Origin of the sequence: Marinobacter sp. UBA3604 (assembly GCF_002375325.1) — a bacterium.
Taxonomy (GTDB): domain Bacteria; phylum Pseudomonadota; class Gammaproteobacteria; order Pseudomonadales; family Oleiphilaceae; genus Marinobacter; species Marinobacter salarius.
The window spans coordinates 81977-104644 of the sequence record NZ_DFMB01000023.1 but is presented as its reverse complement, the minus strand read 5'-3'; the positions used below and the strand labels follow the sequence as shown (position 1 = coordinate 104644).

The following is a 22668-nucleotide window of genomic DNA, read 5'->3' as shown; positions in this document are numbered from 1 at the left end:
CACCAGATTCAGTTATAACTCGTGCAAAACGGTATCCGCCATGAAGGGGAGTTGCCCGGAGGCCTCAAGGTTCGGCGCAGGGCTGCGTCGCTGTATCGCTCGCTGATGGATAAAACGCGAGTGGACCTGATATCGCCGTCGTTGAGCGCGCTCGACTGGGTGAATCTCTATGCCCTCGCCGTCAATGAAGAGAACGCGGCCGGCGGTCGGATTGTGACTGCACCGACCAACGGCGCCGCCGGCATTATTCCTGCGGTGCTGCACTACTACTGGGAGTTCTGCCCCCAGGCGGATGAAGACGGCGTTGTCCGCTTTATGCTGACAGCGGCGGCAATTGGCGTTCTGTTCAAAGAAAACGCGTCCATTTCAGGGGCGGAAGTGGGTTGTCAGGGCGAAGTGGGATCGGCCTGTGCGATGGCTGCTGCCGGCCTGGCTGCAGCGACAGGCGGCTCACCAGAACAGGTTGAGAACGCGGCCGAGATTGGTATGGAGCACCATTTGGGGATGACCTGTGACCCCATTGGTGGGTTGGTGCAAATTCCCTGTATCGAGCGTAATGCCATGGCATCGGTGAAAGCCATCGACGCAGCCATTATGGCTTTGCGAGGAGACGGCAAGCATTTTGTGTCCCTCGACAAGGTGCTGCACACCATGCGGGAAACCGGTCGCGATATGCTGGACAAGTACAAGGAAACTTCAAGAGGCGGGCTGGCGGTCAACATCATCGAGTGCTGACCGCCAGTGTTGGCTGAACGACAGCGTTCAGGACTTGACCCGCTCGTTGTCCGGATCAAACAGCGCCCGGTAGCCGACGGCTTCGATACGGATGGGGTAGTGCTCCTGGAAGTATTCCAGAGTCAGTTCCCGGCCCTCCTGAGCATACTCCACGGGAATGTACCCCAGCAGGATGATCTTGCCCACTGACGGCCCCCACACCACGCTGGTGTTGTAGGAGCGGCGGCCGTGACTGTCCACCAGCACTTCTCCGGTTTGCGGGTCGAGGATCGGCCACTGGCCAACCGGGTAGCGCAATACCCCGTTGGCATCCCGATGTTCCGTCATGGTCATGGTGCACAGGTACGCGGCCTGCTGTGACCAGCTTCGTTGTTCCAGGTAGGCGGCCTTGCCATGGAAGTCTGCCTCCTTGACCTTGGGTCGCTGGAGTCCGGCTTCGTAAAGGTTGTACTCCGTTTCGAGGTCTACGTTCTGCAGCCGCAGGCTCTTCTCCAGACGGCGCGTGTTGGCGTAGGTTTCGATGCCAACCGGCGTAACGCCAGCGTCGTACAGCAGATCCCAGATTCGCAGGCCATAGCTGAACGGGAAGTAGAGCTCCCAGCCCTGTTCGCCCACATAGGATATCCGGAATGCCCACACCGGAACGCCCTGGACATTCAGTTCCCGGGCGGTGGCAAATGGGAAATTCTCTGCCGACAGCTCGTCAGGGTTGGTGACGAACTGTGCCAGCGTTTCCCGCGCCTTCGGCCCCCAAAGCCCCAGGGTGGCCAGCTCATCGGTGCGGTCCTGCAGGCGGATATTGTTCAGGCCTTTTTCCCGTGCGATGCGTTTGATCCAGCAATGGTCCCGATGGCCAGTGTCGCCGCCGCAGACCACCCGATAATCGTTGTCGCCCCGCCGGATGATGGTCAGGTCTGAGCGGATGCCGCCACGGGCATCCAGAAAGTGAGTATAAACACCCTTGCCATGAGGGATGGTACCGCCCACCTTGGCGACGGACAGATACTCCAGCAGAGTTTCGGCGTCGTCTCCGGAGATGTCGAAAATAGCGAAGTGGGACAGGTTGATCATGCCCACCGATTCGCTCATTTCCAGTTGCTCGGCGTTGGACACTTCCCAGAAATGCCGGGCGTCCCATTCATGTTCCCGTACCGGAATGCGGTCGCGGTATTTCGCCAGCAAAGTGGACTCGTTCGCGGCGTAGCCGTGAGCCCGCTCCCAGCCGGCGGCTTCCATGAAGTAGGCACCCAGCTCGACTTCCCGCAGATAGAAGGGGCTGGTTCGCATCTTACGACCGGTCATGTAGGGCTCGCGGGGATGCACCGCCGGGGTGTAGATTTTTTTGGCGGTTTCGTAGCATCGGTTGTAAACGTAGTCCGGGGTTTTCTGCAGCGGATAGTGGCGGGCGATGTCGATGCTGTGGGGGTCCATCTCCGGAGAGCCATGGGTCATCCAGTCCGCCAGGATTTTGCCTGCACCGGGGCCATCCTTGACCCAGACCGCTTCACAGAACCAGAGGTTGCGCACTTCCGGGGATTCCCCCATCAGTGATCCGCCGTCGGGTGTGACCGACAGCAGGCCGTTAAAGGAGTGCTTTTCCTCCCAGCCCAGTTCGCCAAGGATCGGCGTCATTTCGATGGCTTTTTCGTAGGCGTCCATAACCTGATCCAACGTCAGATCTCGCATGGATGGCGACATCCGCGCCTCGCCGGGCTCGGAAATGGCCGCGGGGTAGACCAGTCGGGGATCTTCCGCTTCGTAATAGCCCCACTCAATGCGGCCACCCTCGGTGGTGGTAGGGTCGCCAGTATCCCGCACGTAGGCGGAGTTGCCCTGGTCGCGGAACAAGGGGTAGACAATCTGCTTGCCGGTGCCGGCCAGTTCCTCGTAAGGGCCGAAGAACAGCAGCGGGTGTTCCAGTGGCATCAGCGGCAGGGGCGAGTTGGCGGTGTTGGCCATCAGGGGCCCCCAGATGCCCATGGACAGCACCACGTACTCGGTTTCGATATAGCCTTTGTGGGTTTCCACGCCCCGTACCTGGCCGTCCTGTATGTCGATGCGGATGGCCGGAGTGTAGGCAAAGGCCTGCAATTTCCCGGTAGCGACCGCCTCTTCAACCAGATCGCCTGCAACGCTCTGGGAGCGGGGCACCACCAGCCCCGCGTCCGGGTCCCACATGGCGCCCTGGATACAGTCTTCGTTCAAAAGGGGAAACAGTTCTTTCGCCTGTTTCGGTGAAATCATGCTGACGTTGGTGCCGAATGCCTTGCCGGAACCGACCTTGCGGCGGAGTTCGTCCATGCGCTCGTCGTCATCAGCGCGAGCCACTTCCATGCCGCCGCATTTCACATAGTTGCCGCGCTTTTCATAGAACGCCTGGCTGTACTTGGTGGTATAGATATTCAGCTTGTCGTGGGAGGTGGTGAAGCAGAAGTCCGAGGCATGGGAGGTAGAGCCGATGTCCGAGGGAATGGCGGATTTTTCCAGCCCGACGATGTCGTCCCAGCCCTGTTCGATCAGGTGGTGGGCGACCGATGAGCCAACGATACCGCCCTGGCCAATGATGACGACTTTTGCACGTTTCGGTAGTTGTGCCATCTCGATTCCCCTTTACCCACAATGGCAGCCGCGTGCGCGGCCTTGATTCAATGTGGCCCGGATCGGTCAAGGGTGGTAAATCCAATACGACACCAAGTCGTCCAAAAACGGCAGGGATGCTCGCGTAGCGTTCAGGCCAGTTCGCAGGCCTCCGTAATCACCCGGTTTCGGCCAGCGGCCTTGGCGCGGTATAGCATGGCGTCGGCCCGGCTGATGGCATCCTCGATGCCCTGCCCAGGCAGGTATTCGGCAATACCGACGGTGGCAGTCACGGAGACACCCGCGATGGGTGCCCTTTCAATGGCGCGGCGGCAGCGTTGTGCGGCGTGGCGGGCGCTGCGAAGGTCCACGCCCGGTGTGGCGACGAGGAATTCGTCTCCGCCCCAGCGTGCGGCGAGGTCCACTTCACGAACGGTTTTGGAAAGGATGTCTGCAAACCCGCGAATCACCGCATCACCGATTTCGTGGCCGTAGTCATCGTTGATGCTCTTGAATTCGTCAATATCAATCAGAATGATGGTCAGAGGGCGCTGGTATCGGTCTGCCTGGGCGGCTTCGGCAGACAGGAAACGGTCAGCACCCCGGCGGTTTGCCAGGCCGCATAGCGGGTCTGTGTTCGCCCAATGGTGCAGGGTTTCAGCTCGCGCAAAGGCACTCCAGGAGCGTTCACGCAGCAGCGTTCCGGCGCTGGTAAGCACCAACAGAACGGTGAGGAACAGATGGATGCGCAGCAGGTATACCCAGTTTTGACAGTGATCGCCTGCTGCCAGGAAGCATTGAGAGACTTCCTGGGTGGCCAGCGCGCCCGAAAACAGCAAGGTCGCGACACCTGTCACCATGCCGCCCCGAAAACCAAGCGCAATAAAACCGCCAACGATCATGATACCCACTGCCCAGTAGTGCCCGCCCGTGAGCAAAAGAAGGTGTTCGCCGAGCGGGTCGCCAACCGCAAAATGCCATGCGAGGCGGCTGAGAATCATTGTCCCGACTACAGCGACGAGGGTGATTTCCATGGTTCTGAGCTGCAAGGATCGGTGCCAGAATGCGAAGCCAAGAATGGTGAGAATGATGGAAAAAACAGGGTAGGCGATGGTAATGAACGGATCGCTCTGTTCCCGGAAGGCCCAACTGAGCATCATGATAGCCACGGTCAGGGCCAGTACGCCAAGATAGGTACGCCGCCGGTAGGTCTCAAGGCGGTTAAGTTCTATTTTGACGGCTTGGAGATGATTTCCGGGTGCTGGATCCATAGCGTTTGTAATTCCGTTTATCACGGGCGCGCTTGAGGCGCCGACATAACCACAGAAGATTGTAGGTATTTGCTACAGATATTATCGTGCATTCCGTGCGCGAGTCCACGTTTGCCAACCGATGTTATCTGGCGGGATCATAGGAATCTGGCAATTTGTTAGAGTAGACAGTCGTCATGGGCAACGTTTATCAGATTCTCGCCGATACCGTCCTGACCATTCATCTGCTGGTGGTGGCCTTCGTTCTGTTCGGGTTGGTTCTGGTGCTGGCGGGCAACGGCCTGGGTTGGCGTTGGGTGAACAACTTGTGGTTCCGGCTGGCCCATCTGGGCGCGATTGCCATCGTGGTTGCAGAGGCCTGGCTTGGTATTGTCTGCCCGTTGACCACGCTGGAAATATGGCTACGGTCAAAGGCGGGTGTTGATGGCTACACCGGCAGCTTTATCGAGCATTGGCTGCAGCAGATTCTCTATTACGATGCGCCTGCCTGGGTGTTCATTGCCGCCTATACGGTATTTGGGCTTCTGGTCGTCGCTACCTGGTGGTGGTTTCCGCCTCGCTCGCGCAGATAGGCGCCATTCTCTCTTTTTCCAAGGAGATTTTTAACGTGGAGCTATCGTCTCCCGGAAGCTGGACCCTTCTTCAGGGTAGTCTCGTGTTTTTCGTGTGTGCCGCCATTATTGCGCTGGCCGGTACGCGTATCACACGGGTTGTGGACCAACTCGCTGACCGCACAGGAATAGGAGAGGCCGCTGCGGGTGCGGTGCTTCTGGGGGCGTCGACATCCCTGGGTGGGTCGGTGCTGTCGGTGACTGCAGCGTGGCACGGCAACGCGGAACTGGCCGTGAGCAACGCTTTGGGTGGCATTGCTGTCCAGACGTTTTTCCTTGCGGTGGCGGATATGGTTTATCGTCGCGCCAATCTTGAGCATGCGGCTGCGTCTGTGCCGAACATGATGCAGAACGGCTTGCTGATTTGCCTTCTGGCGTTGATCCTGTTCGCGCCCCACCTGCCGGACGTGACGTTCTTCGGTGTTCATCCGGTCACACCGGTTCTTCTGGGCGCCTACATCTACGGAATTTACCTGGTGCGGGACGCATCGGAATCGCCCATGTGGCGGCCCTCAATAACCAGGGACACGCGGCAAGACGAGCCTGACGACGTAACAGCCATGCCGCCGCTGCTGCGGCTTTGGATAGAGTTCCTGGCGCTGATGCTGGTGCTGGGAATTGCAGGCTGGATGCTGGAGCCGGCGGCAACGGTGATTGCAGACAGGGCTAACCTGAGCCAGACCATTGTTGGCGTGATGTTGACGGCGATCAGTACCTCAATACCCGAGCTGGTGACGTCCATAGCCGCAGTTCGCCGAGGCGCTCTGACCTTGGCCGTAAGCGGTATTATTGGCGGCAACGCGTTCGACACGCTGTTTACTGCAGCCTCCGATATCGCCTACCGGGACGGGTCGATCTACCATGCCATGCCGGAGGATTCGGTATTCTGGGCGGCGCTCACCCTATTGATGTCCGGCGTGCTGATGATGGGATTAATCCGCCGTGAGCGCCACGGTATCGGTCAGATCGGTACAGAAAGCGTGGTTATCATGGTTCTCTATCTGCTGGGCGTGGTGTTGCTATTGGCGGGCTAGTCAAACCGTCTAGCCTGGCTGAAACGATCCCGCCAGTAGTATCCGTTGAGGGACGAGCGGGTAACGCCGATGGAGGTCGAGGAATGAATGAAGCTGTCACCACCCATGTAGATGCCAGCATGCTGGTCCTTGCCTTTGATACGGAAAAACACCAGGTCGCCAGCACGCAGCTGGTCACGCCCGACCACGTCACCGGATGCCAGCATCTGTGAGGTTGTACGGGGTAACTGACGGCCGAGGGCTTCATCGAAGGCAGTGGCGATGAAGCCAGAGCAATCGAAGCCATTGGCTGAGGTGCCGCCGTAGCGATAGGGCGTGCCTTCGTAACGCTCGAATACCTGCCATAACCGATCTGCTGTCGCCGCATCCTCGGGTGTGGCGTTGTGAGGGGGCTGCCAGGTGGTGCCATTCGTTGGAGGCAGGTTCTGGTTACTGGCGCAGCCTGCGAGGCCGACGGCCATCAGGATTGCGAGCATCGGAAGCACTGGGCGCCGATTCATGGGAAAGCCTCTAATCGTTTTACATGGGCCTACTCTAAAAGGCCTGGCGCCGGTTTGTCAGGTTAAAGTTTGCTTCGATTTGTTTTCTGCAGAGGCCACTTGACGGCTCGAGGACATTTCGCGAACTATGACTTTAGGCTTCCAGCTTCCGAGGTTTCCATGAGTCCTCCCTTTTCAGACAAGACACAGCGCCTGTACGTAAGAAACGCCACCCTTGGCGATATACCGGGAATCATCGCCCTGAGCCGCCGGGTGTACGCGGGCACAGGGATGTATGGCTACACCGCTGGCCCCCTGACAGGGCAGATCAACACCTTTCCTGATGGCCAGTTTGTCGCCATGCTGGGTGACCGTGTGGTGGGGTATTGCGCCACGTTTCGTATTGGTGAAGACGTTGCATTGGCGCCCCATGACTGGACAGAAATTACCGGTAACGGTTATGCCTCGCGCCACGACCCGGAAGGGGAGTGGCTGTACGGCATGGAGGTGTGTGTAGACCCCGACTGCCGTGGCTACCGCATTGGTGAGCGCTTGTACAACGAACGTAAAACGCTCTGCCAGGCGCTGGAGTTGCAGGGCGTTGTGTTCGCGGGCAGGTTACCGACACTGGCCAGGCGCCTGAAGAAGTTTGAATCGGTGGAAGAGTACGTGGAGGCGGTGAAATCGAAAAAGCAGCGGGACCCGGTACTGTCGTTCCAATTACACAACGGTTTTGAAATCCACGGCATTATTCCGCACTACCTGGATGCTGACCACGCTTCCCTTGGTTACGGTATCCACCTGACCTGGCGGAATCCCAAGGTTGCCCGTAACGGCGACAATGGCAAACGCAAGCGATACGGGCGGCGAATGCCCGACACCGTTCGGATCGGCACGGTCCAGTACCAGCAGCGCCGGGTGACATCGTTTGAAGAATTCAGCGACATCGTCCGGTACTTTGTGGATGTGGTGTCCACCTACAAAGGTGATTTCGTGGTGTTCCCGGAGTTGTTCACGCTGCAATTGCTGTCCATTGAAAGCCGTGAAGGGACCCCGGCAGAAGCCATCGAAGCGGTGACGGAATACGCCGAACCCTTCCGCAACCTGATGCGGGATCTGGCCCTGAGGCACAACATCAACATTATCGGTGGCTCCACGCCGGTCAAGGAAGAGGACGGCCGGGTTCGCAATGTTGCCTATGTCTTCCTGAGGGACGGGCAGGTGTTCTCGCAGCCCAAGATTCACCCCACGCCAAACGAAGCCTATTGGTGGAATATCACCGGTGGCAGCCGTGTCACTGCCATTGAAACCGATTGCGGCCCCATTGGTGTCCTGGTTTGCTACGATGCGGAGTTTCCCGAGCTGACGCGTCATCTGGTGGACCAGGGCATCCAGATCCTGTTCGTGCCTTTCTGTACCGATGAGCGCCAGAGTTATCTGAGGGTACGGTATTGCTGCCAGGCCCGTGCGGTGGAAAACCAGCTGTTCGTGATCATGTCCGGCAATGTCGGCAACCTGCCCAAAGTGCCCAACATGGAGTTGCAGTACGGCCAGAGTTGCATCCTGACACCCTGTGATTTTCCCTTTGCCCGTGATGGCATCGCAGCGGATACCACGCCGAACGTGGAGACCGTCGCCTTTGCCGATCTACGGCCGGAAACACTGCTTACCGCCCGCAACAGCGGCACCGTGAAGAACCTCAAGGATCGCCGCCACGACCTGTACGCGGTGAACTGGCGCGGACACTGACCCATTGATGGCAGCTTTCATGACATTACGCCGATGCCTGCTACTGCTTCTGAGCCTGATTGTCATGTTGTCGATGGCGGGAGGCCTGTATGCCCTTGTGGCGTGGGAGACCTGGCGGAAGGCCAACGGCATCAGCAACCTTGAATGGCGATGGGGTGACGTCTCGCTGGCGGGCCTGCGACTGCACCGATTGTCTGCAACCCAGAGCCGGGAAGGGCAGCGCTATCACATGGTGGGGAAGCAACTGTCGCTGGCCTGGCGCTGGCATTGGTATGGCCCCATGCCCGAGGCCATTGTGATCGAACAACTGGCACTGACTCTGCCGCAAGGTGTCCATGCTGAGGGCGATCTGACAATCTCAAATCTCCTGGAACCCGATAAACGGCAACTCACCACGAGCGCCATGAAGATCAAAGGTCGTTTGGCCGAACGCGGCCTCGCCGGCTGGACGATGGGTGAAGGCCGGATAAACCTGACGGTCAGCGGTACAGCCAGCGAGCGGTCTGCAACACTGACCCTCGGCGAACAAAGCCGTGTCGAGTTCGACGATATTGCCGCGCCCGGAAAGGATTCCCGGTTGGATGACCTCGTGGTCAACCTGGCGGGTGTGACTCTGGTCGGGGACTATCAGCTGGCCCCCATGGCATTGGAGCGTCTTGCGGTCGAGGGGCCGTTTGAAGCGACCGTCGCCACCATTCACAACTCCCAGTTGCTTCCCCAGCCCTGGCGATTCGATGGGCAACTGGACGGCACCCTCAGCGAATTGAAGATCGAAGGCAGGCTTTCGTCGGATGCAGGCGTCGATGCTGACATGGACATGAACTATCCGTTCGAAGGCATACCGGCGCTTGAGGTGAGCATGAACGCTGCCGGAGCAAGTGGCGGTCGCGCGCTGGCGGATACGTTCACCGCGTGGCCCGCGGCGCTCGAGGTGAGTGACGGCCGCGTCGAGGCGGCCCTGAGTGCGCGCTTCCCATCTCAGGGCATCCGCGTTCAGGGAGACCTTGTTTTCGATAACCTTGGTGGATTGTACGACCGGACGGCCTGGACCGGTCTCGACGGCAGGGTGAATCTGAACCTGGACAATGACCACGTAAATGTCCGGACCTCCGACCTGGTATTAGATATCCTCAATCCGGGCATCGCCTTGCGCGATGTGCGGGTCGCCGGCCTCTATCGCTCACCCCGGGATCAGATTGCCAACGGTACCCTGGTTCTGGACCAGGCCTCTTCCGAGCTTCTGGGTGGCGAGGTTTGGGTCACACCCGGAGAATGGCAACTTGCCGACATGCCGCTGCGGATTCCCCTTGAACTCAGCGGCATTGAACTGGCGAAACTGATGCAGGTATACCCCGCCGAGGGGTTGGCGGGCAGTGGTTTGCTTCAGGGCGCCATTCCGGTCCGGGTTGGTCCGGAGGGTGTGAGCATTGATGCCGGGCAGGTCCAGGCGGTGGCTCCTGGCGGTACGCTGAAACTGCCTGCCGATCGATTGAAGGGGATGGCTCAGGGTAACCAGGCGATGGCACTGGTGGTCCAGGCCATGGAAAACTTTCACTACTCCGTTCTCAACAGCACGATAGACTACGCTCAGGATGGTACCCTTGTGCTGGGATTGCGGTTGGAAGGCAGCAGCCCCGAAGTACGAGATGGTCATCCCATTGTCCTGAATATCAATCTGGAAGAGGACATTCCAGCGTTGCTGACCAGCCTGCAACTGAGTGGCCGGGTCAATGACGCCGTGACAGAAAAAGTGCGCAACCTGATACGGGAGCGGGACGCGCAACGTCAATCCACCGGGGCGGGAAACAATCAGGAGTAAGGCATATGGTCGCATTTGGGCCGGGCGGTTTGTCCGGAAAAGGTGGTTACACGCTGGTGCTGCTGGCACTGGCCCTGGGTATGGCAGCCTGCACGCCTACGGTCAGGATGGAGGCGCCCAAGGAGCCCATCACCGTGAACCTGAACGTCAAGATTCAGCATGAAATCTACGTGAAGGTGGATGAAGAGGTGGATGAACTCTTCGGCGAGAAGGGGTTGTTCTGATGGTCAATTCTGAATCCAGGGAGTCACTCATGAAACGGTTTTCCAAACTCGGTGCGTTTATCCTCGTGCTTTGCCTGGCCATACCGGCCGCGGCCATGGGGCTGCAAGAGGCCAAAAGCCAGCTGGATACCGCCAAACAGCAAGGGCTGGTAGGGGAAACCCCAACGGGTTATCTGGACGTGGTCAAGGCAAGCGGAAACGCCCAGGGCATTGTCGACGCCATCAACCAGGCACGTCGGGATGAATACGCCCGCATTGCGGAGAAACACGATATTCCTGTCACCCAGGTGGAAACGGTGGCCGGCCAGAAAGCACTGGAAAGAACACCATCGGGGCAGTACATCCTGAAGGATGGCCAGTGGGTTAAAAAATAGATGGGCCGATTCCAGGAAATCGGTACAGCGACGATTCCCGGTAACGGGACCCGGTTGCGACTGCTGCAACGTAATGATGAGTTCTCTATCAAGATTGCCGGTACCACCGGTGAGCTGATGAACAGCCGCCTGCATGGCTCGGAGGACGCTCTGGCCACGCTCGCCTGCGAGCGTATCGGCGGCCTGGCTGGGCCCCGGGTATTGATTGGTGGGCTGGGCATGGGGTTCACGCTGGCTGCGGCGTTGTCGGCCCTTGCAGAGGATGCCAGGGTAACCGTGGCGGAGCTGGTGCCCGAGGTCGAGGACTGGAACCGGGGGCCGCTGGGCGCTGCCGCCGGGTACCCACTGAACGACGCTCGTGCCAGTGTTCATGTGGGCGATGTGGCGGAGTTGCTGAGAGAAGGCGATGGCAACTGGGATGCCATCCTGCTGGATGTGGACAACGGCCCGGAAGGGCTCACCCGCAAGGAGAATAACTGGATTTACTCCCCGGACGGTATTGCAGCTGCCCAGAAGTCCCTTAGCCCCGACGGCGTACTGGCCTATTGGTCCGCCGGCCCGGAGCATGCATTCACCGAAAGGCTGCGCCGCGCGGGCTTCTCCGTAGAGCCAGTTACGGTCAGGGCTTTGAGACCGGGCAAGGGCGCACGCCACGTGATCTGGCTGGCCTGGTAGAGCGGGCCCTCCGAGGGCCTTATTGCTGGATGGTCATTCGAAATACAGGTATGTGTGTTGTATGTTTGTGGATAGAGGGGCGATGCTCCACAGCAAACGCCCCATCCATTCGCTGAAAGACTCAGGAGGTATTGTCATGAAACCCTCAATGAGTTTGACCGGTGAGCACGAAAGCCACAAAGTGGCTGCTGTTTTCGAGACAGAGTCAGATGCCAATGGAACGGCAAAAGCATTGTGCAACGAGACCAGCCTGACCAATGATCAGGTATCCGTGCTGAGCCCCGCGGACCGGCGCCAGGGAAAAGAACTTGAACCTGAAGACCAGGGTATCTGGCAGACGCTTGTGCGTTCCCATGTGGGTCTGAGTGTCGGCGGTGCCGTGTCGGGTTTTGTCGTCTATGTGATACTGAATGCCCTTGGCATTGGCTTTGTTTCGCAGAATACGGTGGTTTCTGCGTCTGCGCTCACCGCGCTTGGTTTGATGCTCGGGCTATTGCTCGCAGGGGGCATAACAATCCGCCCGGACCATACACCCTATCTGATGAAGGCACAGTCAGCATTGCGCAAGGGCCATTACGTATTGGCCATTCATGCTGAAAGCACACAACAGATTCAGGAAGCAAAGTCGCTTCTGCGCGCCCGGAATGTTAAAACAGTGCAGACCTTGTGATGTAACCGACCGGGATTCTGTGTATGGAAGATCTGAAGCGTTCGCGGGTAACTATTGTCGCCGTCAGCGCCGTTGTTCTGTTTTTTCTCACCAACTATCTGGCGCGTTTCCTGTTCGGGCTGACAGGGGTGGTGGTTTCCGTGGTGATCGCAGCATTGATTGCGGCCTACATCGGCTGGTCGGTGGCCCGGGTATTGAAACGGGTGCCGACCAGTGAAGAGCGCGGTCGCGTGCTGTGGGCCTATGGCGGCTTTCTCGGCGCACTGTTCGTGGCCTGGGGTGCCTATGTGGGCCTGTCTGCCGGGCTGGATTCCTCGGGAGTACTGTTCCTGCTTAGTCATTACCTGCCGTACCCGGCGCTGGCCCACCTGATGTTGTCAGACCGTATGGCAGCCCGGTTCGTGGGGAAGGCCGGTTAGTCGTCGCCGGCCTCGGCATCCCTCAGGCGTTCCAGGCGTTCGCGCTCTTCCTCTTTCGCGGCATCAATAACCGCCATCAGCTCGTCCACATCCGCGCTTTCCGTGTCGTGCTCGAAACACCCGGTCAGCCGGCTGTCGGGGTGCAGGTCGCCGGACTCATAGAGCGCCCAGATTTCCTTGCCATAATCCGTGTTCAACAGTTCAGGGGCGAAGCGGCCAAAATAACGGCGCATGTTGTCCACGTCCCGTTCCAGCATTCTTTCCGCGCTGTTGTTGCCAGAAGCATTAACCGCCTGCGGCAGGTCGATGATGACCGGGCCAGTGGCATCGACCAGTACATTGAACTCTGACAGGTCGCCATGGATCAGGCCGGCGCTGAGCATGCGCACCACGTCAGCAATGACTTTGCTGTGATAATCCCGGGCCTGCTCCGGCGTGAGTGTGACATCGTCCAGCCGTGGCGCTGCTTTGCCGTCTTCGTCGGCAATCATCTCCATCAGCAGCACGCCATCCACGAACCCAAACGGTTCCGGTACTCGCACGCCAGCGCCTGTCAAACGATAAAGGGCGTCCACCTCGGCGTTTAGCCAGGCGTCTTCCTGTTCCTTTTGCCCGTAGCGGGTTTTCTTGCCCATGGCGCGGGCGCGACGGCTGTTACGAACCTTACGGCCTTCCTGGTATTGAACGGCCTGTTTGAAGCTACGTTTCTGAGCCTCCTTGTACACCTTGGCGCAGCGAACACTGTCACCGCAGCGCACTACGAACACCTGGGCCTCCTTGCCGCTCATCAACTGGTAGAGCACTTCGTCCACCATGCCGTCATCGACAAGGGGCTGCAATCGTTTGGGTATCTTCATAGATCCTTTCGGTCGGCTGGTTGGGCCTGGCGGGTCATCGGATGTCGACCGGCGTGTATGGGGGCATCTTACCTGAAATTGGTAAAAGACCCCTCATATTCGCGGATTTAGTGCGTGGCTTCGCTGGGGGGCTTCTGGTCCATGTTCCTGGCGAGGATCTTGTCGGCATCCAGGGAGGCGATGGGTATCTGGGTGTCGCGGGGAATATCGCCGCTGAGTTGCAGGGCGACGTATCGCATGGCACAGACCCGCAGAAAGGAGGTGAAGTTGCCCAGGTCATGCCCGGCATCGATGGATTCGTGATAAAGCCTGGTGATCATCTGGGGCAGGTTCATGCCGTCCCGGGCGGCGATTTCTGTGAGTGCGTTCCAGAACGCGTTCTCCATGCGAATACTGGTGACCATGCCGTCGATGCGCAGGGAATGGGTGCGGCTGATCCAGAGTTCGGAATCCGCGTGGACGAAGAGTTTACACATGGTGTGGTCCTCGTGAATCCGGGGCTGCATTGGCAGCCCCGTTTCCGTCACTTGTCCAGCAGTTTGAAAAACTGTGCCAGCCACTGCGGATGCGCTGGCCATGCCGGTGCTGTCACCAGATTACCATCGGTGACCGCGGCGTCAACGTCGATGGCGGCGAAGCGGCCTCCCGCCAGCTCCACTTCCGGTTGGCACGCCGGGTAGGCAGAGCATTCGCGGCCTTCGAGCACACCGGCCGCGGCCAGCAGTTGTGCGCCGTGACAAATGGCCGCCACCGGTTTTTCGGTTTCAAAGAAGTGGCGGACCAGTTTCTTGACGTCGTCGTTCAGGCGTAGGTATTCCGGGGCGCGACCACCGGGTACGACAAGCGCGTCATAATCCGCGGGGTTGAGTCCGGCGAAATCGGCGTTCAGGGCGAAACGATGGCCCGGCTTTTCGGTGTAGGTCTGGTCGCCTTCGAAGTCGTGGATGGCCGTGGCCACGGTGTCTCCTGACTTTTTGTCAGGGCAGACCGCATGCACCGTGTGGCCAACGGCCTGAAGTGCCTGAAAGGGCACCATGGTTTCGTAGTCCTCGGTGAAATCACCTGTGATCATCAGTATTTTTTTACCGTTCATACCCGTCTCCTTGTGCTTGTTGGTGGTAGCCTGAATACAGTATCAGCGGGCGAATCGCAGCGGGTATTAGGGGAATACTACAGTGTTATGTTATAACACTATGTTCTGCCGACCTTTTCAATGAACGACACGGGCGATCTATGACTTCACCAATACCCACCAATCTGGTGCTCGGCTTTCTGGGCGTGGGAAAGACCACCGCCATACTGGACCTGCTGAAAAAAAAGCCGGAAGGGGAGGTGTGGGCGGTTCTGGTGAATGAGTTTGGCGAAGTGGGCATTGATGGCGCCTTGCTGGAAACCGAAGGTGCTTTCGTGCGGGAAGTGCCAGGAGGCTGCATGTGTTGCGTGGCCGGGTTACCGATGCAAATCGGACTCAACCAGTTGATTCATAAAGCCCGCCCAGACCGGTTGCTGATTGAACCCACGGGCCTTGGGCATCCCTCCCAGATTATTGAAACCCTGACGGGAGAGCATTATCAGGATGTGCTTCAACTGGGCCCCGTGCTTTGCCTGGTCGACCCGAGAAGGCTTGAGGAGCAAAAGGTTCTGGAAAACGTACAGTTTCAGGATCAGGTTGCGGCAGCTGATATTGTGATCGCCAATAAAACTGACCTTTGCACACCGGAGCAGGTTGACCGGTTTGATCATTGGGTGGCCGAGCTGCAGCCGGAAAAGACGGCTGTTTTCCACACCCGGAAAGGCCGGTTGGAATCCGCCTGGCTCGACGGGGAGACCGCGCTCTCCGAGGTCAGTACGCCCCACGCGCATCATCACCATGCCTCTTCGGAAGCCTCGCCGGTTCCCGATATCCAGGACGAACCGTGGCAGCGGGTCAGCAACTGTGGGCAGGGGCATTTCAGCGTGGGCTGGCGTGTCCATCCAGACACGGTCTTTTCAGAAACCGCTCTGCTGGCATTATCGCTCGATAGCCGTTTTGTCCGGTTCAAGGCTGTGGCTCAAACCAGTGATGGCTGGCGGACGATCAATATGGCGGACGGCGCGCTGTCGGTATCTGAGTGCGAACCACGAGAACTGTCCCGTCTCGAAGTCATTAGCGAGCAAAGCCTGGACGTTGATGAGCTGGATGCCAGCCTGCGTGAATCTATCGAGAAAACGGGCCTGTCATGCTGAAAATTTCCAATGCGGTGGAACTGGGGGACTGGGAGATCGAGCTTACCCAGATCCGGGCCCAGGGCGCCGGTGGCCAAAACGTCAACAAGGTAGCCTCCGCCGTTCACCTGCGCTTCGACGTCCTCAACTCCAGTTTGCCACCGTTCTATAAAGAGCGGTTGATGCGACTGTCCGATCAGCGCATTAGCAAGGAAGGTGTGATTGTCATCAAGGCGCAGAAATTTCGCACCCTGGAGCTGAACAAGGAAGACGCCCTTGAACGCCTGAAAGCCTTGATTCAGGACGCGGTAAAGCAGCAGAAAGCCCGCCGACCCACGCGCCCCACCAAGGGATCACAGCGACGGCGCGTGGACAAAAAGACCCGCAAGGGGAAAACCAAGGCCTTGCGGGGGAAGGTCCCGTTGTAAGTATCGGGCGTGTTCAGTACAGCAAAAAGGTTGCATAGCCGGCACTGATTGCCATGCCTATTACCACCGCCAGGAAGACAGCCACGAGCGGCCAGCGGAACAGAGACTTCAACAGGATCAGTTCTGTCAGGCTGGCGCCTGCACTGCCAATGATCAAAGCCATCACCGCGCCAGCGCTGACACCTTTACCCAATAGGGCCGCTGCCAATGGGATGACCGCCTCGGCACGGATGTAGAGGGGCGCGCCAATAACCGCTGCAATCGGTATGGCAAAGGGGTTGTCGTCGCCTGCATACGCAGCGAGCAGGTCTGCTGGAACAAAACCGTAGATAACACTTCCGACCGCGATACCCACTATCAGGTATGGCAGCACCTTTCTGAAATCCGACCAGGTTTCGTTCCATAAACCGTTGAATTTCCCGGCACGGATATCCCCGAGAAGTGATTCGTAGTAGGACACGACGGGAATAGCGTACCCCTGGCTGCTGTATGTAATGGAACTGCTTGCCCCGGAGCTGCCGCCGGAGCAGGAGGGTTCCGTATTCGTGGACCCGGCGTTGCCGGATGCCGCTGAGCAACCACCCTTAACGGTATCGACGTTGAGCAGATATCGCTCGAATCCCAGGCGTTGCAGTACCCATCCGGCAATAACGGAGACCAGCAGGCCGAAGGTAACGAAAATACCGGTTAGCTTCAGGCCAAACGTGACGGACAGCAGCACCACGATGATCGGATTCAATAAGGGGGACGCGAAGAGGAAAACCATCATCGGCCCAAACCCGGCACGGGCACGGATAAGCCCTTTCAGTAAGGGAATTGTGGAACAGCTGCAGAAGGGGGTGATCGCTCCCAGCAGAGCGGCATACAAATAGCTTTTGCCGCGCCGGGCGCTGAGCGCGGCTGCGATCTTCTCTTGCGGCACATAACGTTGCAGCACTCCAACGAGATAGCTGATCAATAGGAACAGGGCTGATAATTCCAGGGCGAGAAAAGCGAACATCCCCAGGGTGTCTTGCATTTCCTGTGACATGGTAACCTCTATATTTCTAGATATATGGAAATATAAATCTAAATTGCGCTTGGCTTTGCTGTCAAGTAAGTTTCTAGAATTATCGAATTAAGAGTGATGGCTATGACAAATGAAGAAGCGGCTATGTGTCTCGCAGAGCTTGGAAATACTCACAGGCTGTCGATTTTCAGGTATCTGGTGAAGGCGGGCCACGACGGCGCGTCCGTCGGCGATGTGCAGCGCCAGCTTGGAATTCCCGGGTCAACTCTTTCTCACCATCTGTCGCGCATGGCCAACGCGGGTCTTATCAAGCAGGTGAAGCACAGCCGTGTTATTACCTGCTTGCCAAATTTCGAACTACTGGAAGCACTGACCGGGTTTCTCAAGGAGGAGTGCTGTGTGGGACATGAATCGGAAAAACCTGCTACAGAGAGCGGAAAGCAGCCTTGATAACGTCTATTTCTCGGGAGCGTCGCTATCGAGCAATCTCGCGCCGGGGCCTTCATCGCCAAGCTCGTCCCAGGGATTGCGTAGCCGGCAGGCGTCGATGGACAGGCAGCCGCAGCCGATGCAGCTTGTGAGTTGATCCCGAAGTCCGACCAGTAACTCTATGCGGTGATTCAGATCGGACTTCCATTGCTCGGAGAGCCGCTGCCAGTCGTGGGATGTCACGGTGCGGTCGGTCGGCAGGGTTGCCAGGGTTTCGCCGATCTCCGACAACGGAATGCCAAGCCGTTGCGCTACTTTGATAACGGCGATTCGACGCAACACGCCCCGATGGAAACGTCGCTGGTTTCCGGCATTGCGCCAGCTGTCGATCAGTCCTTTCTTCTCATAGAAGTGTATGGCTGAGACTGCGACTCCACTGCGCTCAGCAACCTCGCCGACGCTCAGAGCGGTTTTAATTTCTCCGTTTTCTATGCTCACCATAGCCAACTCCAATCGCTGGATTTGTTGACCTCAAGTTTACTTCAGGTTTTAAGCTGCTGTCGAACCTGACACAACAACAGGAGGAAGCGATGAGACAGATCCAGACTGATTTGTGGGAAACGGATGTTGAAAGCCCGTTTCCGGGGCTGACAACCCACGCCTATCTACTGACCCGGGACGACGGCAACGTATTGTTCTACAACACAGGCCATCATCACGAGATTGATAGAATGGCAGAGCTTGGTGGTGTCGCCCATCAACTCCTTAGTCATCAGGACGAATTGGGGGAGACGCTGGTGACGATCCATCAACGCTTTGGTGCCACTCTTGGCGGTCATGTCCGAGAGCGGGAGGTGTTCGCCAAGATCCGCGATCCCGACGTTCTGTTTGATCATCGTGAAACCATACTGAACAACATTGAGGTGATCCCGACGCCAGGGCACACACCCGGAAGCACCTGTTTTCAGGTGTTGTCTCCGAGTGGGAAGCGTTATCTCTTCACCGGCGATACCCTGTTCCTGTCGGAGTCCGGTGAGTGGCAGGCGGGTTACATCAAGGGTGTCAGCGACAGGGAAGAGCTGGCTCGCAGCGTGAGGTTGCTGGGTACCCTGACACCGGACGTGGTTATCTCCAGTGCATATACTGGCACGTCCGGGTTCAGGGAAGAGACTCCGGATGGCTGGGCGGGGGCCATCGAGAACGCGTTGAAACGGCTGGGGTAGACTACTCGTCCACAACCGTTTCAAATCCGCCATAAATGAGGCGTTTCCCATCGAAGGGCATGGGATTTACATCCGCCTGGATACGGGGGTCTTCCATCACTTTTGGCATGCCCCTGTTCCGGGCCTCGCGCGAGGGCCAGAGTATCCAGGAAAACACCACCGTCTCATCGGGCTTGCACTTCACCGCCATGGGGAACGATGTGACCTCGCCGTCGGGCACATCGTCACCCCAGCATTCCACCAGTTTGAGGGCGCCGTGATCCTTGAACACCACGGCCGCATCGCTGGCGTGTTTGATGTATTGCTCTTTGTTGGCGGTAGGGACCGCCGCTACAAATCCGTCGACATACGTCATGTTGAATCTCCTGGTATCAGTCCTTGGGAGGAAGTTCGCGCGCGGGCCTGACTTCAATGCTGCCAAAGCGCGCAGGGGGGATACGGCTCGCGAGTTGCAGAGCCTCGTTCAGGTCGTTGGCATCCAGCAGGTAGAAGCCCGCCAGTTGTTCCTTGGTTTCGGCAAACGGGCCGTCTGAGATCAGCACCTCGTCGTCCCTGACTCTCACCGTTGTAGCCGTGTCGATGGGCTGCAGAGGTTGGCCGGTTACAAACTTGCCCTGACTGGTGAGCTTCTCCACGCCGGCAATACACTCCTGGTTGAGGTCGTGCCACTCCTGTTCCGTCATGTTGTTGATGATGCTTTCCTGGTAGTACACCAGAGCCACGTACTTCATGTGAATCTCCCTTTTTGCGTGTGGTTATCTGTATGTCGTACGGAAGGTGGCTGAATCGACAGCCCGGGAAAATTTTTTATCACGCGCTGTCGAGAGCCGTCAGCCGTCGGCTCAGGTAGCGTTGTTCCGGCCCCTGTTGCGTGAGGGTCAATGCTCTCTGATAAGCAGTGCGGGCGCCTGCGAGGTCGCCCGAACGGCGAAAGAGATCGGCGCGTGCGGCGTGATAGAGGTAGTAACTCTGGATGGCTTTGTGGCCGGCCAACTGGTCGAGCAGCTTCAGGCCTTCCTCCGGTGTGTCTCGCATGGCCACTGCCACGGCGTGGTTCAGGGCAATGACCGGGGATGGCTGACGTTGATAGAGAGCCTGATATAGCCTGGCGATACGGGCCCAGTCGGTATCCGAAGCGGTGGCGGCCTTGGCGTGGGCGGCGGCGATGGAAGCCTGAAGGGTATAGGGTGCCGCTGGTGTCAGTTCCAGGGCTCGGGCGAGCCAGGCCAGTCCGGAGCGAATCTGCTCCTGGTCCCAGAGAGCGCGGTTCTGGTCCTCCAGGGTTATCAGTTCGCCATTCGCATCCTGGCGAGCATGGCGCCGTGAATCGTGCAGGAGCATCAGCGCCAGCAGGCCGAAGACTTCCCCATCCGGCAACAGTTCGGCCAGTAGTTTGGCCAGGCGAATGGCCTCGCCAGCGAGGCTGATGTTGACGACGGTGTTGCCTTCGCTGGAGGAATAACCCTCGTTGAAGATCAGGTAGACGACCTTCAGGACGCTCTGCAGGCGCTGAGGGAGCTCCTTTCGTTCCGGAACTTCGTAGGGAATATTCGCTTCACGTATCTTGCGCTTGGCGCGGACAATTCGTTGCGCTGTGGTGGTGGGTTTCTGCAGCAGGGCGCTGGCGACCTGTTCGGTGGTAAGGCTGCATATCTCGCGCAACGTCAGTGCCAGTTGGGCCTCGATGGCAAGGCTTGGGTGGCAACAGGTGAAAATCAGCCGCAGCAGGTCGTCGTCAATGTGGTCGGTGTCCGGCTCTGGGGTGTAGGGCTCGTCCTCGGCGACGCGGGAAAGGTTATCCCGGGCGGTCTGTCGCCGGCGAATGTGGTCAATGCCGCGTCGATGGCCGGTTTTGATCAGCCAGGCCGCAGGATTGTCAGGAATGCCCTGTTCAGGCCACTGTTTCACCGCAGCGGCGAAGGCCTCCTGCATGGACTCCTCGGCCAAGTCAAAGTCGCCAAGCAGGCGAATGAGCGTGGCCTGCACCCGGCGTGACTCGGTTTGGTAAAGCGCGTTGATACGGCTGGCTATGGTCATAGTCGCTACACCTGGTCCCTTGCGGCGATTTTCTGATTGTTTTGATAACAGTAATCATTGTTTTATCGTGTAATCAAGTGAATGCGATGCAACAAATGGAGAGGGCTATGACCGCATCAGAAGATCGGCTTCGGGTATTTTATGATGGCGCCTGTCCAAGCTGTGTGAGGGATCGCAAATTTTATGAACGGCTGGCGGGCCGAACCGGTGACGCTGTCGAGTGGGTTGATATCACCGGCCGTGACGAAGAGTTGAAACAGCTGGGTATTGACCCGGTTGCAGCACTTCAGGAACTGCATGTTGAAGATGGCCGGGGCAACATTCATCGGGAACTGGATGCCTACATTTTGCTGATGTCGCGGGTGTGGTTGCTGAAGCCACTGGCATGGCTGATTGGCTTGCCGGTGATTCGCCCGGCACTCGCAAAGCTTTATCATCGCTGGGTGGGTGAACGGCTGGAGAGGACCGGTCGACTGCCAAAATAACCCGCGAGAATCGACGAATGTCGTGAAGCAGGCTAGGGTTCAATTAAGACATTCCTGGAAGTGACCGGAGCCTGCCAATGCAAATAGCGTATCGCGCCCGAGATCTGGCCGAAGCCCATATCGTCGCCGGCCTCCTGCAGTCCAGAGGCATCGAGTGTCATGTTGGCGGTCATTACCTGCAAGGGGCCATGGGCGAGATAGGTGCCGCGGGATTTACCAATGTTCATGTTGAGGATGAAGACTACGTTCTGGCTCGTACCCTGGTCGCTGAATACGAATCGGCAAATGCCCCGGAGAGTGCGTCTGCCCATGGAGAGGATCGGGCCAACCGTTACGCCACCTGGTTTCTGCTGTTCCTGGCGGTCGTGATGGTGGTGCTCTTTGGCGCGTTGTAGCGACCGGTCGGAGATTGGGGGGCTCCCCGGGCTTGCGCCCGGAGAGCGATGCCGGGTGTCAGTGCCCGTACACCCGCATGGAGGTGTTGCGGATAGCAAGATCATCCAATCCCACTGAACCAATGGAGGTGCCTCCCACCAGCACCTGGCCGATGGACATATCGGCTTCAAAGGTGTTGATGTCGATAGCCAGGCTGTCGGTACCCGCCGCATTGGCATCCTTGTAGATGTCCATATCCACCAGTGTGAACAGTGGCAGAAGTGAAGGGTTGTCCGGATCGTAACCTGCGCCGGTAATCCGCATGTCACGAATCCCCACGGCCATGAAGGGCACATCCAGTTCCAGCTCATCGATGGCGAACCGGGTGGTCAGGTTGAGGGTGTCCGTGTCGGTATCCACGGTTGCCTGGGCCTGGAGTATAAGACCCTCCGCAGAGAAGTTGTCCGCCAACAACGTGCTCTCGCCGCCGTTGCCCCGCAGCTCCCAGGCGCCGGTACGTACGGCGAAGTCCACGGGCCGTGCGGTGATGGGGAATACGTTGATAATGGCATCACCATCGTCGGCGACATCCAGTTCAATCTTGATGTTGTCGATCAGATCCGTGCTGCTGGTGCCGAAAATGGCATCGCGCCCGGAGGTGAATTCCTCGAACATGTCGATGCGATCCGCACCGCCAATGAAGATGTCGCTGATGCCCAGCGTGCCTTCATCGGTGTAGGTGAACTCGTCCATGGTGACCTGGGTTTCGAGTTCAATGGTAACGCCCGCCTGGCCGGTAATCTGGCCCATGTCGGCGTCGTGCAGTGGTTTGAGTTCGGCATACCCGCTCAGGGGCAGGCCCGCGATGGCTAACACTAACGCTGATTGCTTCAGGCTTTTCATTGTTATCATCCTTCCTGGTGTTGTTATGGTGGTTTGCCGGCACCCGAAAGTGCGGCTGCCGGCAAACCGGGAGGCCTCTG

Annotated in this window: 27 protein-coding genes and 1 pseudogene; 16 read left to right on the top strand and 12 right to left on the bottom strand. The window is 58.4% G+C overall.

Annotated features, from left to right (window positions below):
* Positions 1-21: 21 nt before the first annotated feature.
* Positions 22-735, top strand: a pseudogene (locus tag B2590_RS07085) (L-serine ammonia-lyase); the annotation flags it as partial.
* A 27-nt stretch (positions 736-762) separates the two neighbouring features.
* Here B2590_RS07085 and B2590_RS07080 read toward each other — a convergent pair.
* Together B2590_RS07080 and B2590_RS07075 are read right to left on the bottom strand one after the other, a co-directional pair.
* The gene (locus B2590_RS07080; RefSeq protein WP_036204456.1) at positions 763-3333 is read right to left on the bottom strand and encodes a GcvT family protein; all 2571 of its coding nucleotides are present in this window, start codon (positions 3331-3333) and stop codon (positions 763-765) included.
* A gap of 131 nt (positions 3334-3464) precedes the next feature.
* Positions 3465-4583 (bottom strand): GGDEF domain-containing protein, encoded by a 1119-nt coding sequence (locus B2590_RS07075; RefSeq protein ID WP_286811315.1) that lies wholly within the window; start codon positions 4581-4583, stop codon positions 3465-3467.
* A gap of 176 nt (positions 4584-4759) precedes the next feature.
* Between B2590_RS07075 and B2590_RS07070 the strand changes: the two genes are divergently transcribed.
* Complete coding sequence (locus B2590_RS07070) at positions 4760-5155, top strand: DUF2784 domain-containing protein (RefSeq protein WP_041335836.1); 396 nt, start codon at positions 4760-4762, stop codon at positions 5153-5155.
* Between the two features lie 35 nt (positions 5156-5190).
* The gene (locus B2590_RS07065) at positions 5191-6228 is read left to right on the top strand and encodes a sodium:calcium antiporter (protein ID WP_036204460.1); all 1038 of its coding nucleotides are present in this window, start codon (positions 5191-5193) and stop codon (positions 6226-6228) included.
* Here B2590_RS07065 and B2590_RS07060 read toward each other — a convergent pair.
* A complete protein-coding gene (locus tag B2590_RS07060) occupies positions 6225-6728 on the bottom strand; it encodes a C40 family peptidase (RefSeq protein ID WP_036204461.1) in 504 nt (167 codons plus the stop codon). The two genes, B2590_RS07065 and B2590_RS07060, sit on opposite strands and share 4 nt — an antisense overlap.
* A 159-nt stretch (positions 6729-6887) precedes the next feature.
* Between B2590_RS07060 and B2590_RS07055 the strand changes: the two genes are divergently transcribed.
* The 7 genes from B2590_RS07055 (at position 6888) to B2590_RS07025 (ending at position 12637) form a co-directional block, all read left to right on the top strand.
* Complete coding sequence (locus B2590_RS07055) at positions 6888-8456, top strand: bifunctional GNAT family N-acetyltransferase/carbon-nitrogen hydrolase family protein (protein ID WP_286811314.1); 1569 nt, start codon at positions 6888-6890, stop codon at positions 8454-8456.
* Between the two features lie 19 nt (positions 8457-8475).
* Positions 8476-10275, top strand: coding sequence for a YdbH domain-containing protein (locus B2590_RS07050; protein ID WP_286811313.1), 1800 nt, complete (start codon positions 8476-8478; stop codon positions 10273-10275).
* Between the two features lie 5 nt (positions 10276-10280).
* Positions 10281-10499: a YnbE family lipoprotein gene (locus B2590_RS07045; RefSeq protein WP_051946621.1), complete on the top strand. Its 219-nt coding sequence runs from the start codon at positions 10281-10283 to the stop codon at positions 10497-10499.
* 29 nt (positions 10500-10528) lie between these two features.
* Positions 10529-10873 (top strand): YdbL family protein, encoded by a 345-nt coding sequence (locus B2590_RS07040; RefSeq protein WP_085682039.1) that lies wholly within the window; start codon positions 10529-10531, stop codon positions 10871-10873.
* On the top strand, positions 10874-11548 hold the full coding sequence (locus B2590_RS07035; RefSeq protein WP_036204465.1) for a hypothetical protein: 675 nt from the start codon (positions 10874-10876) through the stop codon (positions 11546-11548).
* A gap of 136 nt (positions 11549-11684) precedes the next feature.
* Complete coding sequence (locus B2590_RS07030; protein WP_286811312.1) at positions 11685-12218, top strand: hypothetical protein; 534 nt, start codon at positions 11685-11687, stop codon at positions 12216-12218.
* A gap of 23 nt (positions 12219-12241) precedes the next feature.
* Positions 12242-12637: a hypothetical protein gene (locus B2590_RS07025; RefSeq protein ID WP_085681383.1), complete on the top strand. Its 396-nt coding sequence runs from the start codon at positions 12242-12244 to the stop codon at positions 12635-12637.
* Here the strand turns inward: B2590_RS07025 and B2590_RS07020 are convergent.
* The 3 genes from B2590_RS07020 to B2590_RS07010 all read right to left on the bottom strand — a co-directional run bounded on the left by B2590_RS07020 (position 12634) and on the right by B2590_RS07010 (position 14587).
* Complete coding sequence (locus B2590_RS07020) at positions 12634-13494, bottom strand: PA4780 family RIO1-like protein kinase (RefSeq protein WP_286811310.1); 861 nt, start codon at positions 13492-13494, stop codon at positions 12634-12636. The two genes, B2590_RS07025 and B2590_RS07020, sit on opposite strands and share 4 nt — an antisense overlap.
* Before the next feature lie 107 nt (positions 13495-13601).
* Entirely contained in the window at positions 13602-13970 is a 369-nt protein-coding gene (locus B2590_RS07015) for a ribbon-helix-helix domain-containing protein (protein ID WP_036205757.1), read from the bottom strand.
* Between the two features lie 47 nt (positions 13971-14017).
* Positions 14018-14587: a DJ-1/PfpI family protein gene (locus B2590_RS07010; RefSeq protein ID WP_041335849.1), complete on the bottom strand. Its 570-nt coding sequence runs from the start codon at positions 14585-14587 to the stop codon at positions 14018-14020.
* A gap of 140 nt (positions 14588-14727) precedes the next feature.
* Here B2590_RS07010 and B2590_RS07005 point away from each other — a divergent pair, with 140 nt between their 5' ends.
* Together B2590_RS07005 and arfB are read left to right on the top strand one after the other, a co-directional pair.
* Positions 14728-15720 (top strand): CobW family GTP-binding protein, encoded by a 993-nt coding sequence (locus B2590_RS07005; protein ID WP_286847913.1) that lies wholly within the window; start codon positions 14728-14730, stop codon positions 15718-15720.
* A complete protein-coding gene (arfB, locus tag B2590_RS07000) occupies positions 15714-16127 on the top strand; it encodes an alternative ribosome rescue aminoacyl-tRNA hydrolase ArfB (protein WP_075195873.1) in 414 nt (137 codons plus the stop codon). Before B2590_RS07005 ends, arfB begins: the two co-directional genes overlap by 7 nt.
* Positions 16128-16140: 13 nt before the next feature.
* On the opposite strand, the gene B2590_RS06995 is transcribed toward arfB, so the two are convergent.
* The gene (locus B2590_RS06995; RefSeq protein WP_286811306.1) at positions 16141-17157 is read right to left on the bottom strand and encodes a permease; all 1017 of its coding nucleotides are present in this window, start codon (positions 17155-17157) and stop codon (positions 16141-16143) included.
* A 102-nt stretch (positions 17158-17259) separates the two neighbouring features.
* Here B2590_RS06995 and B2590_RS06990 point away from each other — a divergent pair, with 102 nt between their 5' ends.
* Complete coding sequence (locus B2590_RS06990) at positions 17260-17586, top strand: ArsR/SmtB family transcription factor (protein ID WP_036204480.1); 327 nt, start codon at positions 17260-17262, stop codon at positions 17584-17586.
* A 6-nt stretch (positions 17587-17592) separates the two neighbouring features.
* On the opposite strand, the gene soxR is transcribed toward B2590_RS06990, so the two are convergent.
* Positions 17593-18066, bottom strand: a complete 474-nt coding sequence (gene soxR, locus B2590_RS06985) for a redox-sensitive transcriptional activator SoxR (protein WP_286811305.1) — start codon at positions 18064-18066, stop codon at positions 17593-17595.
* 89 nt (positions 18067-18155) lie between these two features.
* Between soxR and B2590_RS06980 the strand changes: the two genes are divergently transcribed.
* Positions 18156-18788: an MBL fold metallo-hydrolase gene (locus tag B2590_RS06980; protein ID WP_041335856.1), complete on the top strand. Its 633-nt coding sequence runs from the start codon at positions 18156-18158 to the stop codon at positions 18786-18788.
* A 1-nt stretch (position 18789) separates the two neighbouring features.
* On the opposite strand, the gene B2590_RS06975 is transcribed toward B2590_RS06980, so the two are convergent.
* From B2590_RS06975 to B2590_RS06965, 3 genes are all read right to left on the bottom strand, one after another.
* Entirely contained in the window at positions 18790-19143 is a 354-nt protein-coding gene (locus B2590_RS06975; protein ID WP_036204482.1) for a DUF1428 domain-containing protein, read from the bottom strand.
* A gap of 16 nt (positions 19144-19159) precedes the next feature.
* Positions 19160-19519 carry a YciI family protein gene (locus B2590_RS06970; RefSeq protein ID WP_007151921.1) on the bottom strand — a complete coding sequence of 120 codons (360 nt, stop codon included), beginning with the start codon at positions 19517-19519 and terminating at the stop codon, positions 19160-19162.
* A 79-nt stretch (positions 19520-19598) separates the two neighbouring features.
* Positions 19599-20825, bottom strand: coding sequence for an RNA polymerase sigma factor (locus B2590_RS06965; RefSeq protein WP_199448815.1), 1227 nt, complete (start codon positions 20823-20825; stop codon positions 19599-19601).
* A gap of 107 nt (positions 20826-20932) precedes the next feature.
* Between B2590_RS06965 and B2590_RS06960 the strand changes: the two genes are divergently transcribed.
* Together B2590_RS06960 and B2590_RS06955 are read left to right on the top strand one after the other, a co-directional pair.
* The gene (locus B2590_RS06960; RefSeq protein ID WP_036204488.1) at positions 20933-21310 is read left to right on the top strand and encodes a thiol-disulfide oxidoreductase DCC family protein; all 378 of its coding nucleotides are present in this window, start codon (positions 20933-20935) and stop codon (positions 21308-21310) included.
* A gap of 77 nt (positions 21311-21387) precedes the next feature.
* Positions 21388-21705, top strand: coding sequence for a DUF2007 domain-containing protein (locus B2590_RS06955; protein ID WP_036204490.1), 318 nt, complete (start codon positions 21388-21390; stop codon positions 21703-21705).
* A gap of 58 nt (positions 21706-21763) precedes the next feature.
* Here the strand turns inward: B2590_RS06955 and B2590_RS06950 are convergent, their stop codons facing one another.
* On the bottom strand, positions 21764-22588 hold the full coding sequence (locus B2590_RS06950; protein WP_007151916.1) for a DUF6160 family protein: 825 nt from the start codon (positions 22586-22588) through the stop codon (positions 21764-21766).
* Positions 22589-22668 lie beyond the last annotated feature (80 nt).

Bases quoted from the DNA above. Each gene is read 5' to 3' on its own strand.
- soxR (WP_286811305.1), bottom strand. From the start codon at position 18,066: ATGGTGAGCATAGAAAACGGAGAAATTAAAACCGCTCTGAGCGTCGGC.
- B2590_RS06950 (WP_007151916.1), bottom strand. From the start codon at position 22,588: ATGAAAAGCCTGAAGCAATCAGCGTTAGTGTTAGCCATCGCGGGCCTG.
- B2590_RS07060 (WP_036204461.1), bottom strand. From the start codon at position 6,728: ATGAATCGGCGCCCAGTGCTTCCGATGCTCGCAATCCTGATGGCCGTC.
- B2590_RS06960 (WP_036204488.1), top strand. From the start codon at position 20,933: ATGACCGCATCAGAAGATCGGCTTCGGGTATTTTATGATGGCGCCTGT.
- B2590_RS06965 (WP_199448815.1), bottom strand. From the start codon at position 20,825: ATGACCATAGCCAGCCGTATCAACGCGCTTTACCAAACCGAGTCACGC.
- B2590_RS07045 (WP_051946621.1), top strand. From the start codon at position 10,281: ATGGTCGCATTTGGGCCGGGCGGTTTGTCCGGAAAAGGTGGTTACACG.
- B2590_RS07005 (WP_286847913.1), top strand. From the start codon at position 14,728: ATGACTTCACCAATACCCACCAATCTGGTGCTCGGCTTTCTGGGCGTG.
- B2590_RS07080 (WP_036204456.1), bottom strand. From the start codon at position 3,333: ATGGCACAACTACCGAAACGTGCAAAAGTCGTCATCATTGGCCAGGGC.
- B2590_RS07020 (WP_286811310.1), bottom strand. From the start codon at position 13,494: ATGAAGATACCCAAACGATTGCAGCCCCTTGTCGATGACGGCATGGTG.
- B2590_RS06970 (WP_007151921.1), bottom strand. From the start codon at position 19,519: ATGAAGTACGTGGCTCTGGTGTACTACCAGGAAAGCATCATCAACAAC.
- B2590_RS06990 (WP_036204480.1), top strand. From the start codon at position 17,260: ATGACAAATGAAGAAGCGGCTATGTGTCTCGCAGAGCTTGGAAATACT.
- B2590_RS07015 (WP_036205757.1), bottom strand. From the start codon at position 13,970: ATGTGTAAACTCTTCGTCCACGCGGATTCCGAACTCTGGATCAGCCGC.
- B2590_RS07070 (WP_041335836.1), top strand. From the start codon at position 4,760: ATGGGCAACGTTTATCAGATTCTCGCCGATACCGTCCTGACCATTCAT.
- B2590_RS06980 (WP_041335856.1), top strand. From the start codon at position 18,156: ATGAGACAGATCCAGACTGATTTGTGGGAAACGGATGTTGAAAGCCCG.
- B2590_RS07055 (WP_286811314.1), top strand. From the start codon at position 6,888: ATGAGTCCTCCCTTTTCAGACAAGACACAGCGCCTGTACGTAAGAAAC.
- B2590_RS07075 (WP_286811315.1), bottom strand. From the start codon at position 4,583: ATGGATCCAGCACCCGGAAATCATCTCCAAGCCGTCAAAATAGAACTT.
- B2590_RS06955 (WP_036204490.1), top strand. From the start codon at position 21,388: ATGCAAATAGCGTATCGCGCCCGAGATCTGGCCGAAGCCCATATCGTC.
- B2590_RS07050 (WP_286811313.1), top strand. From the start codon at position 8,476: ATGACATTACGCCGATGCCTGCTACTGCTTCTGAGCCTGATTGTCATG.
- B2590_RS07035 (WP_036204465.1), top strand. From the start codon at position 10,874: ATGGGCCGATTCCAGGAAATCGGTACAGCGACGATTCCCGGTAACGGG.
- B2590_RS07025 (WP_085681383.1), top strand. From the start codon at position 12,242: ATGGAAGATCTGAAGCGTTCGCGGGTAACTATTGTCGCCGTCAGCGCC.
- B2590_RS06995 (WP_286811306.1), bottom strand. From the start codon at position 17,157: ATGTCACAGGAAATGCAAGACACCCTGGGGATGTTCGCTTTTCTCGCC.
- arfB (WP_075195873.1), top strand. From the start codon at position 15,714: ATGCTGAAAATTTCCAATGCGGTGGAACTGGGGGACTGGGAGATCGAG.
- B2590_RS07010 (WP_041335849.1), bottom strand. From the start codon at position 14,587: ATGAACGGTAAAAAAATACTGATGATCACAGGTGATTTCACCGAGGAC.
- B2590_RS07040 (WP_085682039.1), top strand. From the start codon at position 10,529: ATGAAACGGTTTTCCAAACTCGGTGCGTTTATCCTCGTGCTTTGCCTG.
- B2590_RS06975 (WP_036204482.1), bottom strand. From the start codon at position 19,143: ATGACGTATGTCGACGGATTTGTAGCGGCGGTCCCTACCGCCAACAAA.
- B2590_RS07030 (WP_286811312.1), top strand. From the start codon at position 11,685: ATGAAACCCTCAATGAGTTTGACCGGTGAGCACGAAAGCCACAAAGTG.